This window comes from Streptomyces sp. WAC05292 (genome assembly GCF_003949955.1).
Lineage (GTDB): Bacteria > Actinomycetota > Actinomycetes > Streptomycetales > Streptomycetaceae > Streptomyces > Streptomyces globosus.
Genome location: NZ_RPSE01000157.1, coordinates 1 through 12599, shown reverse-complemented (window position 1 = coordinate 12599; position 12599 = coordinate 1). Strand labels below are relative to the sequence as shown.

Below are 12599 nucleotides of genomic sequence, written 5' to 3'. Positions count from 1 at the left end.
ACTCCCGCCGGCCCCTGCCGGCTCTCCCCGCGCCGCCCCCGGCCCTCCGGAACGCCACCCCCCAGGGGGCGCAGTCATACCAGAGGAGGATCCGGCCGGTCCCGCGGTCAGACTCCAGTGGGCCGGTGAACGGGCACCGCGGCTGATCCCCCGCCCCTCCCGCGCGGAGACGATGGGAGGGTCCCAATCCGCAGACCGCCGCAGCCGGTCAGCACCCGAGGAGCAGCCCCCGTGACCACCATGAACCACGCCCCGCACACCACCCTGGCCGTGGCCGCCCGGGCCACCGGCCTCTCCAAGGTGTACGGCCAGGGCGAGACCCAGGTGGTCGCCCTCGACAACGTGTCCGTGGACTTCGGCCGCGGCCGGTTCACCGCGATCATGGGCCCGTCCGGCTCCGGCAAGTCGACGCTGATGCACTGCGTCGCCGGCCTCGACACGTTCTCCTCCGGCTCGGTCCGCATCGGCGACACCGAGCTCGGCTCCCTCAAGGACAAGCAGCTCACCCAGCTGCGCCGCGACAAGATCGGCTTCATCTTCCAGGCGTTCAACCTGCTGCCGACCCTGACCGCCCTGGAGAACATCACCCTCCCGATGGACATCGCCGGCCGCAAGCCAGACAAGCAGTGGCTCGACACGGTCATCGAGATGGTCGGCCTCTCCGGCCGCCTCGGCCACCGCCCCACCCAGCTCTCCGGCGGCCAGCAGCAGCGCGTCGCGGTGGCCCGCGCCCTGGCCTCCCAGCCCGAGATCATCTTCGGCGACGAGCCCACCGGCAACCTCGACTCCCGCTCCGGTGCCGAGGTCCTGGGCTTCCTGCGCAACTCCGTGCGCGAACTCGGCCAGACCGTCGTCATGGTGACCCACGACCCGGTCGCCGCCTCCTACGCCGACCGCGTCGTCTTCCTCGCGGACGGCCGCATCGTCGACGAGATGCTCGCCCCCACCGCCGACGGCGTCCTCGACCGCATGAAGGCCTTCGACGCCAAGGGCCGCACCAGCTAGTCCCCGCCGGTGCCGTGACCGGGCCGCAGGCCCGCAGCCGCCGGCCCGCAGCCCTCCCCGAACCGCCCGACCGCGCCTCCTGCGCCGCCGCCCCGGCGGCCGCCACGACTCCTGGATTCCCCATGTTCCGTACCGCCCTGCGCAACGTGCTCGCGCACAAGGCCCGACTGCTGATGACGGTCCTCGCCGTCATGCTCGGCGTCGCCTTCGTCTCCGGCACGTTCGTCTTCACCGACACCGTCGGCAAGGCGATGTCCGACCAGTCCCGCAAGAGCTTCGACGGGGTCGCCGTCTCCGTCAGCCACCTCGGCCCCGGCCGCGCCGAGGACGGCACCAAGGAGGAGGGCGAGCCCGGCATCAGCCAGCAGACCCTCGACAAGGTCGCCAAGCTGTCGGGCGTCGCCTCCGCCTCCGGCCGCGTCTCCGGCTTCGCCGGCGTCGCCGACCCCTCCGGCAAGCTCATCGGCAGCGGCTGGATGAACCAGGGCGCCAACTTCGCGCCCGTCCAGGACGGCAAGGACCCCCGCTACGCGTTCACCGCGGGCAGCGGGCCCGCCAAGGCCGAGGAGATAGCCCTCGACCAGGCCTCCGCCAAGGCCGGCCGCTACTCCGTCGGCGACAAGGTGCGCGTCGCCACCAACGGCCCGGTGAAGGAGTACACCCTCAGCGGCGTCTTCACCACCGAGGACGGCGCCGTCAACGCCGGCGGCTCGCTCGTCCTCTTCGACGCCAAGGTCGCCCAGGAGCTCTACCTCGCCCCCGGCTACTACTCCGAGCTGGCCGTCGCGGCCAAGCCCGGCACCGACGCGGCCAAGCTCCTCGCCGACGTCACCCCGGTCGTCGGCAAGGACGCCAAGGCCGAGACCGGCGCCGCCCTCGCCGAGCGCAACGCCAAGAACATCGAACAGGGCATGAGCGGCCTGAAGACCGGCCTGCTCGCCTTCGGCTTCATCGCCCTCTTCGTCAGCATCTTCCTCATCTACAACACCTTCAGCATGCTGGTCGCGCAGCGCACGAAGGAACTGGCCCTGCTGCGCGCCGTCGGTGCGACCCGCAGCCAGGTCCGCCGCTCCGTCCTGACGGAGTCCCTGCTCGTCGGCCTGCTGTCCTCCGTCCTCGGCCTCGGCCTCGGTGTGCTCCTGGCCATGGGCCTGCGCTCCGGCATGGACAGCTTCGGCGCGAAGATCCCGGCCGGCCCGCTGGTCGTCTCCACGACCGCCGTCGCCACCGCCCTCCTCGTCGGCCTGGTCGTCACCGTGCTCGCCGCCTGGCTGCCGGCCCGCCGCACCTCCAAGATCCCGCCGGTCGCGGCGATGGGCAGCGCCCACCTCCCGCAGACCGCCAAGTCCCTCGTCCTGCTCAACAGCTTCGGCGGCGTCCTGGCCGGCCTCGGCGCGGCCCTGATCCTGTGGGGCTCCGCGAAGGGCGGCGAGACCGGCCGCTGGATCATCGGCGGCGGCGCGTTCTTCACGCTGATCGGCGTGGCCGTGCTCATCCCGATGCTGTCCCGGCCCCTGATCGCCGTCGTGCGCCCCCTGCTGACCCGCGTCTTCGGCACCGCCGGCAACCTCGCCGCCCGCAACGCGGTCCGCAACCCGCGGCGCACCGGCGTCACCGCCGGCATGCTGACCATCGGCCTCACCCTGGTGACGGGCCTGACCGTGCTCGGCGTGACCGTCGGCCAGGCCGTCGACCGCTCCACCACGGACCAGATCCGCGCCGACTACATGCTCACCATGGCCAGCGGCGGCGACCTGGACCCCTCGGTCCTGACCGCGCTGGAGAAGACCCCGGGCGTCACGGCGGTCTCCGCCCAGCAGTCCGCCTACTTCAAGGGCAAGGACGACGTCTTCCACTCCGCCTCCGGCGTCAACCCGGCCGCCATCGAGAAGGTCGTCAACCTGAAGGTCACCAGCGGCTCGGTCGCCTCGCTGGCACAGGGCCGGATCGCCGTCGCCGACAAGACCGCGAAGAAGGCCGGCCTGTCCGTCGGCAGCACGATCGACGCGGCCTTCGACGGCGGCGAGAAGAAGACCCTCACGGTCGGCGCGGTCTTCGAGGAGAACGAACTCGTCTCCCCCTACGTCCTCGACGCCAAGCTCGTCCCGGTCCCGGCCGGCGAGAAGCCGCAGATCCGCCAGGTCTTCGTCAAGCTGTCGGGCGGCGAGTCCGCGGCGAACGAGAAGAAGGTCATCGACGCCCTCGGCGACAACCCCGCCATCAAGATCGACACCAAGCAGGACATCCGCAACGAGATGGGCGGCATCATCAGCACGATGCTGAACCTGATGTACGGCCTGCTCGGCATGGCCCTCGTCATCTCGGTCCTCGGCGTCGTCAACACCCTGGCCATGTCGGTGTTCGAGCGGACCCAGGAGATCGGCATGCTCCGCGCCGTCGGCCTGGACCGCGGCCGGGTCAAGAACATGATCCGCCTGGAGGCCGTGGTCATCTCCCTCTTCGGCGCGGTCCTCGGCGTCGGCCTCGGCACCTTCCTCGCCTGGGCTCTGGGCCGCACCTTCAAGAAGAGCATCCCGAACTACGAGCTGGTGATCCCCTACGACCGGATCGGCGTCTTCCTGCTGCTGGCCGCCGTGGTCGGCGTCCTGGCCGCCATGTGGCCGGCGCGCAGCGCGGCGAAGCTGAACATGCTGACCGCGATCAAGACCGAGTAGCAGCGGCCGGCAGCGTGCAGGGCCCCGGGGCGGCGGAACCGCCCCGGGGCCCTCCGCGTTCCCGGGCGCGTCACGGGGGCGAGCCGGGACCGGCGCCCCACGTGCGGGCCCGCAGGGGCATCCGGGAGGGGCCGCCGTCCTCGGACCGCACCGCGAGGACCTGGTTGACGCCGAGCCGGTTGTGCTCGAAGCCGAGCGCGGACGCCGCCATGTACAGCAGCCACACCCGCGCCCGCCCGGGCGAGGTCAGGGCGGCGGCCTCCTCCCAGTGCTCCTCCAGCCGGGCCACCCAGGCCCGCAGGGTGAGGGCGTAGTGCTCGCGCAGCGCCTCCACGTCGCGGACCTCGAAGCCGGCCCGCTCCAGTTCGCCGACCGTCGTGCCGAGCGGGGACAGCTCCCCGTCGGGGAAGACGTAGGCGTCGATGAACGCGTCGACGCGGTAGGCCCGCTCGTCCGCCTCGGGGCGGCGGGCGATCTGGTGGTTCAGCAGCCGGCCGCCGGGGCGGAGGAGGGCGTACAGGGAGCGGGCGTACTCGCGGTAGCGGGCGGCGCCCACGTGCTCGGCCATCCCGATGGAGGAGATCGCGTCGTAGGGGCCGTCGCCGACGTCGCGGTAGTCCTGGACGCGGATCTCCACCCGGTCGGCGAGTCCCTCCTCGGCGACCCGCTTGCGGGCGTGCCCGGCCTGCTCCGCGGAGAGCGTGACACCGGTGACGCGGACGCCGTACGAGCGGGCCGCGTGCAGGGCGAGGGCGCCCCAGCCGCAGCCCACGTCGAGGACGCGCATGCCGGGCTCCAGGCCGAGCTTGCGGCACACGAGGTCGAGCTTGTCGTACTGGGCCTGCTCCAGGGTGGCGCCGGGGCTCCAGTAGGCGCAGGAGTACACCATCGAGGGGCCCAGGACGTGCGCGTAGAAGTCGTTGCCGACGTCGTAGTGGTGGCTGACGGCCCTCCGGTCACGGCCCCTGCTGTGCCGGCGCCCGCCTCGGCGGGCGGCCTCCTCGGACGGCGGTCCGGGCGGCGGCCACGGCCCGGCGAGGGCGGCGAGTTCGCGCAGGGCGGCGCGGCGGGCCGGATCGCGCAGCAGCGCTGCGGTCCCCGCCGGCGCGGTGGCCCCGGGGTCCGCCGGGGCGGTCGGCCCGCGCTCCCACAGCAGGCCGGACACCCGGTCCAGCAGCCCGTACAGGTCGCCCTCGACGGTGAGGTCCCCGGCGACCCAGGCGCGGGCCAGGCCGAGCTCCCCCGGCCGCCACACCATGCGGCGCAGGGCGCGGCGGCGGGCCAGGACGAGGACGGGCCCGCCCGGCGGCCCCGCCTCGCTGCCGTCCCAGGCCCGGATCCGGACGGGGAGCGGTGCGCCCAGCAGGGTCTCGGCCGCAGCGGCCAGCCGCGGTGCGGCGTCGGTCATCGTCGGCACCTCCAGTCCATCCGATCGGACGGACTACCCCGGTACGGCGCCGGCCATGCCGCGGGCGGGCGGCGGCCGGGTGCGCCGAAGGGGCCGCCCGCACCACGGATGGCGGGCGGCCCCTTCGGGGACGTACGCGGCGGGCCGGACGCACGGGGCGTCCTGCCTGCCGTCAGACCTGCGTCAGGAGGCCTTGGCCTTCTCGGCCGGCGCGGCCGCGGCGGCCGGAGCCGGGGCCGGCTTGGCGGCCTCGTAGAACTCCTCGCGGGGGGTCTCCAGAGCACCCAGGGAGACGACCTCGCGCTTCAGGAACATGCCGAGCGTCCAGTCGGCGAAGACGCGGATCTTGCGGTTCCAGGTCGGCATGGCCATGCCGTGGTAGCCGCGGTGCATGTACCAGGCGAGACGGCCCTTGAGCTTGATCTTCATCTTGCCCATGACGATCATCGCGACGCCCTTGTGGACGCCCAGACCGGCCACCGCACCCTTGTTGGAGTGCTCGTACTCCTTCTGCGGGAAGCCCCGCATGCCGGCCACGACGTTGTCGCCGAGGACCTTGGCCTGGCGCAGCGCGTGCTGGGCGTTCGGCGGGCACCAGGCGTTCTCGACGCCGGCCTTGCGGGCGGCGACGTCGGGGATCTGGGCGTTGTCGCCGGCGGCCCAGATGTAGTCGGTGCCCTGGACCTGGAGGGTCGGGGCGGTGTCGACGTGGCCGCGCGGGCCGAGCGGGAGGCCGAAGCGGGCCAGCGCCGGGTTGGGCTTGACGCCCGCGGTCCACACGATGGTGTTGGAGTCGACCTCGAGGCCGTTCTTCAGCACGACGTGGCCGTCGACGCAGGAGTCCATCGAGGTGCCGAGGTAGATCTCGATGCCGCGGGACTCGAGGTGCTCCTTGCCCCAGGTGCCGAGCTTGGGCCCGACCTCGGGAAGGATCTTGTCGGCCGCGTCCACCAGGATGAACCGCATGTCCTCGCGGCTGATCGTGGAGTAGTACTTGGCGGCGTCGCGGGCCATGTCCTCGACCTCGCCGATCGTCTCGGCGCCGGCGAAGCCGCCGCCGATGAAGACGAAGGTGAGGGCCTTGCGGCGGACGTTCTCGTCCGTCGTGGACTCGGCCTTGTCGAGCTGCTCGAGGACGTGGTTGCGCAGGCCGATGCCCTCTTCCACGCCCTTCATGCCGATGCCCTGCTCGGCGAGGCCGGGGATCGGGAAGGTGCGGGAGATGGCGCCGAGGGCGATCACCAGGTAGTCGAAGGGCAGCTCGTACGCCTCGCCGACGAGCGGCGTGACGACGGCGACCTTGCGGTCCTGGTCGATGCTGGTGACCCGGCCGGTGAGGACCTCCGCCTTGGGCAGCACGCGTCGCAGCGGGACGACGACGTGCCGAGGCGAGATGCTGCCTGCGGCCACTTCGGGGAGGAAGGGCTGGTAGGTCATGTACGACCGCGGGTCGACGACCGTGACGGTCGCCTCGCCGTAGCGCATCTTCTTCATGATGCGCTTGGCTGCGTACAGGCCTACGTACCCACCTCCTACAACGAGGATCCTGGGACGCTCCGTGGTGCTCATGGAACGAGTATCCAGCACCCCCAGGGGTGATGCTCGTGAGCCCCTTCACAAGAACCGACAGGGCCTCTGCTACACTGCGCCGCCCACGTGACGGAGGTCATGGCGCGGATCGGGAACCACGGTGTAACGGGATTCGTTGTTCACCCGCTCTGAACTGGCCTCCAAGGCCTCAACCGGAGTAGACCACCGGCTTCGTGGCTACCTACCGGCGCGGGTCGGCGCGCTTCGCGGATCGCACGAAACGAGCCCCGAAGGGGCCGTCGGACCCCCGAGAGGGGCCTTCCGGCCCCTCGACTTGACCCGGGGCACCCTTTTTCCTTGTGAAGAACTTCACGAACTTTTCCGCGCGCCGCCCGGGGAAGCCGAGCCGGAACCCCCCGAACACCCCCAACACGCCCACTCCCAGGGCCCGTCCGCCTTCGATCCCACCGCCTGCCCCCGCACGGGCAGGGAGCCCTGCCGAACCTCTCGGAGGCCGCCGCGGCGATGTGAGGGTCGCGGGCCCGGCCCCTGCGTACGGTGGGCCCATGGCCGAGATCACCGTGACCGTGCAGGAAGCCCGCGCGCACCTGGCCGACCACGTCGACCGGGCCGCGGCCGGCGTCCCCACCCTCATCACGCGCGACGCCGAAGCGGTACTGGTCGAGGGCGGTCCAGCGGTGACCATGGCGGAACTGCTGGCCGACCCGTTCGCCGAGCCGGGCCGCCCGCCCGGGCCGTGAAGGTGACGTCACCGCTCGTCGGCGGGCAGGCGGGCGGCTGGACCTCAGGTCAGGGACCAGGCGATCCCGTCCAGGATGTCGTGTTCCGAGACCACGACCTCCGTCGCGCCCGTGCGCTCCATGACCGCCAGGAGGACGAGGGCGCCCGCGGCGATCACGTCGACGCGGCCCTCGTGCATCACCGGGATCGCGGCGCGCTCGGCGTGCGTGGACGCCAGCATCCGCTCGCTGATCGCGCGGACCTGCTCGTACGGGATGCGCGAGTGGTGGATGCGCGAGGAGTCGTACGCGGGCAGGCCGAGCGCGATCCCGGCGACGGTGGTCACCGAGCCGGCGAGGCCGACCAGGGTGCGGGCCTCGCGCAGCGGGACGCTCTGCTCGGCCAGGTCCAGGGCCGCCTCGATGTCGGCCCGCATCGCCGCGGTCTGCGCCGCGGTCGGCGGGTCCGTGACGGCGCCGTCCACGACGAGGTGCCGCTCCGTCATGCGGACGCAGCCCACGTCGACCGAGCGCGCGGCCCGCACGTGGTCCTCGCCGACCACGAACTCCGTGGAGCCGCCGCCGATGTCGACCACCAGGTACGGCTTCTCCAGGTGGTCGGCGCCGACGAGCTCCCGCGTCGCGCCGGTGAAGGAGAACTCCGCCTCCTGCTCGCCGGAGACGACCTCCGGCTCGACCCCGAGGATGTCCCGCACGCCGGCGGTGAACTCGTCCCGGTTCTCCGCGTCCCGCGAGGCGGAGGTGGCCACGAACCGGATGCGCTCGGCACCCAGCTCCTTGATCACCCCGGCGTACTCGCGGCACGCGGCGAAGGTGCGCTCCAGCGCCTCGGGGGCCAGCCGGCCGGTCCGGTCCACGCCCTGGCCGAGGCGGACGATCGTCATCCGCCGGTCGAGCTCGACGAGGTGGCCGGTCGCCGGGTCGCAGTCGGCGACCAGCAGGCGGATGGAGTTGGTGCCGCAGTCGACCGCCGCGACCCGCGTCATGCCTGCGGCTCCTTCTCCTGCTCGGCCGCGGCGCCGCCGCACGGGGTGACGCAGGGGCCCTTCGCCCACCACTCGGGCAGCATCGCCAGCGCCTCGTCGCCGAACGGGTTCACGCCCGGACCGGCGGCCAGCGAGTGCCCGACCAGCACGTGCAGGCACTTCACCCGGTCCGGCATGCCGCCGGCGCTGGGGAAGCCCTGGAGCACCTCGACGGCGTCGCGGCGCCGGATGTAGTCCTCGTGCGCGGCCTGGTAGGCGGCGGCGAGCTCGGGGTCCTCGGCGAGGCGGGCCTGCATCTCCTTCATCACGCCGTTGGCCTCCAGCGTGCCGATCGCGGAGGCGGCGCGCGGGCAGGTCAGGTAGTAGAGCGTGGGGAAGGGCGTGCCGTCGGGGAGGCGGGGGGCGGTCTCCACCACGTCGGGCTGCCCGCAGGGGCAGCGGTGGGCGATGGCGCGCAGCCCGCGCGGCGGGCGGCCGAGCTGCTGCTCGAACGCCTCGATGTCCGCGTCGGTCGGCTCGGTCCGGTCGGTCTGGGGCGGGGGCGTCTGCATGCCTGGAGGAAGTCTCTTCGTTCTCGTGGATGGGTGCTGCGGGGTGGTGGTGCGGGCCGGTGCGGGTGCGTACGGCCCGTCAGTCGCCGGGGCGGTCGGCCTTGTCGACGCCGTCCCAGACGTTGGAGTACCAGGGCCGGTCCGACCCGGCGTGCCCGGTGCGGCGCTGCTGCGCCGCCTCGGCGCCGGGGTCGGCCATGATGTAGGCGGTCTCGCCGGGCCGTACGAAGTGCAGGTGCTTGCGCGCCTGCTGCTCGGCGTAGGCGTCGTCCTGCCAGCGGGCCTTCTCGTCGCGCAGCCGCTCCAGCCGCTTGGCCGCCGCCTCGGCGGCCCGCTCCTGCTCGGCGATCTCCGAGCGCTGGGAGACGTACTGGCGCATCGGGTAGGCCAGGGCGACGACCAGCGTACAGAGGACCAGCACCAGGAGCGCGGCCCGGCCGGTGAGCCGGCTGCGGCGGACCTGGCGCCGGTTCTGCGACCGGTAGACGTGGGCGGCGGTCCGCTCTCCGAGCTGCTTGAGCCTCGTCGCGGTGGAGAAGGTGGAGAACCGATCCCGGTTCCCGGCCATTGAACCCGCCTCCCCTGGTGCACGGCGCTACGCAATACGTCCCCGCACACGGTACGGGACCGAGTGCGGGGACGTACGGAGGCCGGACCCTCGGGTCACGGCCCGACGGCGGTTCAGCCCTTGAAGCGGGGGAACGCGCTGCGGCCGGCGTACACGGCGGCGTCGTCGAGGATCTCCTCGATGCGCAGCAGCTGGTTGTACTTGGCGACGCGCTCGGAGCGGGCCGGGGCGCCGGTCTTGATCTGGCCGCAGTTGGTGGCGACGGCGAGGTCGGCGATGGTGACGTCCTCGGTCTCGCCGGAGCGGTGGGACATCATGCACTTGAAGCCGTTGCGCTGGGCGAGCTCGACGGCGTCGAGGGTCTCGGTCAGCGAGCCGATCTGGTTGACCTTGACGAGGAGGGCGTTGGCGGTGCCCTCCTCGATGCCGCGGGCGAGGCGCTCGGGGTTGGTGACGAACAGGTCGTCGCCGACGAGCTGGACCTTGGCGCCGAGCTTCTCGGTGATGGTCTTCCAGCCGGCCCAGTCGTCCTCGAACAGCGGGTCCTCGATGGAGACCAGCGGGTACGCCTCGACGAGCTCGGCGTAGTAGTCCGTCATCTCGGCGGCCGAGCGGGCCTGGCCCTCGAAGTGGTACTTGCCGTCCTTGAAGAACTCGGACGCGGCGACGTCGAGCGCGAGGGCGATCTGCTCGCCGGGGGTGTAGCCGGCCTGCCTGATCGCTTCGAGGATGAGGTCGAGGGCCTCGCGGTTGGAGCCGAGGTTGGGGGCGAAGCCGCCCTCGTCGCCCAGGCCGGTGGAGAGGCCCTTGTCCTTCAGGACCTTCTTCAGGGTGTGGTAGACCTCGGTGCCCCAGCGCAGGGCCTCGGAGAAGGACTCGGCGCCGATCGGCGCGATCATGAACTCCTGGATGTCCACGTTGGAGTCGGCGTGCGAGCCGCCGTTCAGGATGTTCATCATCGGAACGGGCAGCAGGTGCGCGTTCGGGCCGCCGAGGTAGCGGAACAGCGGGAGGTCGGAGGCCTCGGACGCGGCGTGCGCGACGGCGAGGGAGACGCCGAGGATGGCGTTGGCGCCCAGCGAGCCCTTGTTGTCGGTGGCGTCCAGGTCGAACATGGCCTGGTCGATCAGGCGCTGCTCGGTGGCGTCGTAGCCGACGAGCTCGGGGCCGATCTGCTCGATGACCGCGAGGACGGCCTTCTCGACGCCCTTGCCCATGTAGCGGTTCGGGTCGCCGTCGCGGAGCTCGATGGCCTCGAAGGCACCGGTGGAGGCGCCGGACGGAACGGCAGCACGGCCGGTGCTGCCGTCGTCGAGGCCCACCTCGACCTCGACCGTGGGGTTGCCTCGGGAGTCCAGGATTTCCCGGGCTACGACGACGTCGATGGACGGCACGAGCATCTCCTTCTGGGATGTGACGCTGGGTGTGCGGTGGCGTGTCGGACCGAAGGACCGGCCCTGCCGCCTAGAGCCTAACCGCAGCCGGGGGGTCGGCCCGCCGACCGCCCGGGTCCTGGGACGAAAAAGGGCCCGAATACCCCGCTTCCCGGACATACGACCCCTGCTGACGGCCGTGTACGGGGCGGGCACGCCACCGCCCGGCGCGAGGGGGGGGTACGCGCCGGGCGGTGGGGATCAGGTGCTGCGGGAGCCCTCGGGTGAGGGTTCGCGCGGAGTTCAGGCGAGCTTCAGCTTCTGGCCGGGGAAGATCAGGTCGGCGTCGGAGACGATGTCCTTGTTGAGCTCGAAGAGCTTCTCCCAGCCGCCCTTGACGCCCTGGGCGTCGGCGATGGTGCCGAGGGTGTCGCCGGCCTTCACCTCGTACGAGCCGTTGCCGGTCTTGACGACGGGGGCCTCGGCGCGCTCGGAGCGCGTGGTGGGGGCGGGCGTCTGCGCGCGCTGGGTCTGCTTCTTGACCTCGGTCTTCTGCGGCTGCGCCTTCTTGGTCTCGGTCTTCGGCGTCTGCTTGGGGGTCGTGTTGGCGGTCGACCCGCCGCCGGTGTACGAGGAGTTGGACAGGCCCTTGCCGCAGTGCGGCCAGGCGCCCTTGCCCTGGACCTTCAGGACCTTCTCGGCGACGGCGATCTGCTGGGCCTTGGTGGCCTGGTTGGCCTGCGCGGCGTACGCCTTGCCGCCGAAGCCGGCCCACGTGGAGGCGGAGAACTGGAGGCCGCCGTAGTAGCCGTTGCCGGTGTTGATGGACCAGTTGCCGCCGGACTCGCACTGGGCCACGCGGTCCCACTCGGAGGCGGTGGCGGCGGAGGCGGTGCCGGCGGTCATCAGGGGGGCCGCGACCGCGACGCCGGCGACGCCGGCGAGCGTGACGATGCGGGTGGTCCGCTCGATGGCGGTGGCGCGGCGGTGCTTGCCCTTGCCCGAAAGCAGCATGGAGTTCTCCTCACCGACGCCTGCGAGGTGAGCTGTCGGGTTCGGGCGGATGAGTTGCCCGGTCGCGCACGTGGCGCGTCTTCACCCCTAGCCGCTCCGGACCGTCTTCCAACGGCCTTTCGCGGCACCTACCTTGGTTCCCCCGCTCCTGCCTTCGGCGCTTGACGCGACGTGTTGTTCCCCCCGTCCGCCGGCAGGACTCGGCGATGCGGTCGAAGGGGCCCGCGGTGGCGGGCGATTCAGAAGGTAGACAGGTCCCTCCCCGAAGTTCAACGAGGGAAATCCGGGGAGGGAGGGCCCTACTTGCGCTCCCCTGAGGGGTATTTGCGCAGGTGAGGGCGGTTTTTACCCAAGGTCACGGACAGGACACGCCAGTTGACGTGAAGAGACGCATGTCTCATTTGAACGAACCGGACATTCGACTCTTTCCGGATGTCCGAAATGCCGTTGTTCCTAACCTATTTCCAGGTTCTGGCCGGGCTTGATGAGGTCGGCGTCCGAGCCGATGACCTGCTCATTGGCCTGGTACAGCGCACTCCAGCCGCCCTTGACGCCGTTGGCGTCCGCGATGGCGGCCAGGCTGTCGCCCTCCTTCACCGTGTACGAGGGCGCCGGCTCCTCGGCGGCGGGGGCCCCGCGGTGCTTGCCGGTGGCCGCGGCCGTGGCGGCGGAGACGTCCGCCGGGTCGGTGGAGGCGCCCGGGGCCGGCGAGGCCGACGGGGCGGAGG

The 12599-nt window shown here is 72.1% G+C and carries 11 protein-coding genes and 1 riboswitch; of the genes, 3 read left to right on the top strand and 8 right to left on the bottom strand.

Annotation, left to right across the window (positions count from 1 at the left end; all coding sequences use genetic code 11):
* The first annotated feature begins 240 nt into the window (after positions 1–240).
* On the top strand, positions 241–1005 hold the full coding sequence (locus EF903_RS17865; protein WP_114058956.1) for an ABC transporter ATP-binding protein: 765 nt from the start codon (positions 241–243) through the stop codon (positions 1003–1005).
* Positions 1006–1127: 122 nt separating this feature from the next.
* A complete protein-coding gene (locus tag EF903_RS17860; protein ID WP_125544339.1) occupies positions 1128–3680 on the top strand; it encodes an ABC transporter permease in 2553 nt (850 codons plus the stop codon).
* Between the two features lie 70 nt (positions 3681–3750).
* On the opposite strand, the gene EF903_RS17855 is transcribed toward EF903_RS17860, so the two are convergent.
* Together EF903_RS17855 and EF903_RS17850 are read right to left on the bottom strand one after the other, a co-directional pair.
* Positions 3751–5088, bottom strand: a complete 1338-nt coding sequence (locus tag EF903_RS17855) for a cyclopropane-fatty-acyl-phospholipid synthase family protein (protein WP_125544337.1) — start codon at positions 5086–5088, stop codon at positions 3751–3753.
* A gap of 183 nt (positions 5089–5271) precedes the next feature.
* The gene (locus tag EF903_RS17850; protein ID WP_125544334.1) at positions 5272–6657 is read right to left on the bottom strand and encodes an NAD(P)/FAD-dependent oxidoreductase; all 1386 of its coding nucleotides are present in this window, start codon (positions 6655–6657) and stop codon (positions 5272–5274) included.
* Positions 6658–7184: 527 nt separating this feature from the next.
* Between EF903_RS17850 and EF903_RS17845 the strand changes: the two genes are divergently transcribed.
* Positions 7185–7379 carry a type II toxin-antitoxin system Phd/YefM family antitoxin gene (locus EF903_RS17845; RefSeq protein WP_125544331.1) on the top strand — a complete coding sequence of 65 codons (195 nt, stop codon included), beginning with the start codon at positions 7185–7187 and terminating at the stop codon, positions 7377–7379.
* A gap of 44 nt (positions 7380–7423) precedes the next feature.
* On the opposite strand, the gene EF903_RS17840 is transcribed toward EF903_RS17845, so the two are convergent.
* From EF903_RS17840 to EF903_RS17815, 6 genes are all read right to left on the bottom strand, one after another.
* The gene (locus EF903_RS17840; RefSeq protein WP_125544329.1) at positions 7424–8365 is read right to left on the bottom strand and encodes a Ppx/GppA phosphatase family protein; all 942 of its coding nucleotides are present in this window, start codon (positions 8363–8365) and stop codon (positions 7424–7426) included.
* Entirely contained in the window at positions 8362–8916 is a 555-nt protein-coding gene (locus tag EF903_RS17835) for a DUF501 domain-containing protein (RefSeq protein ID WP_125544327.1), read from the bottom strand. Before EF903_RS17835 ends, EF903_RS17840 begins: the two co-directional genes overlap by 4 nt.
* Positions 8917–8995: 79 nt before the next feature.
* The gene (locus EF903_RS17830) at positions 8996–9484 is read right to left on the bottom strand and encodes a septum formation initiator family protein (RefSeq protein ID WP_125544325.1); all 489 of its coding nucleotides are present in this window, start codon (positions 9482–9484) and stop codon (positions 8996–8998) included.
* 113 nt (positions 9485–9597) lie between these two features.
* Positions 9598–10878 (bottom strand): phosphopyruvate hydratase, encoded by a 1281-nt coding sequence (eno, locus tag EF903_RS17825; RefSeq protein WP_125544323.1) that lies wholly within the window; start codon positions 10876–10878, stop codon positions 9598–9600.
* A 282-nt stretch (positions 10879–11160) separates the two neighbouring features.
* Positions 11161–11871: a transglycosylase family protein gene (locus EF903_RS17820; RefSeq protein ID WP_125544321.1), complete on the bottom strand. Its 711-nt coding sequence runs from the start codon at positions 11869–11871 to the stop codon at positions 11161–11163.
* A 2-nt stretch (positions 11872–11873) separates the two neighbouring features.
* Positions 11874–12041: riboswitch (cyclic di-AMP (ydaO/yuaA leader) on the bottom strand.
* Between the two features lie 283 nt (positions 12042–12324).
* The coding region (locus tag EF903_RS17815; RefSeq protein ID WP_148142529.1) for a LysM domain-containing protein at positions 12325–12599 on the bottom strand (275 nt) is incomplete at its 5' end.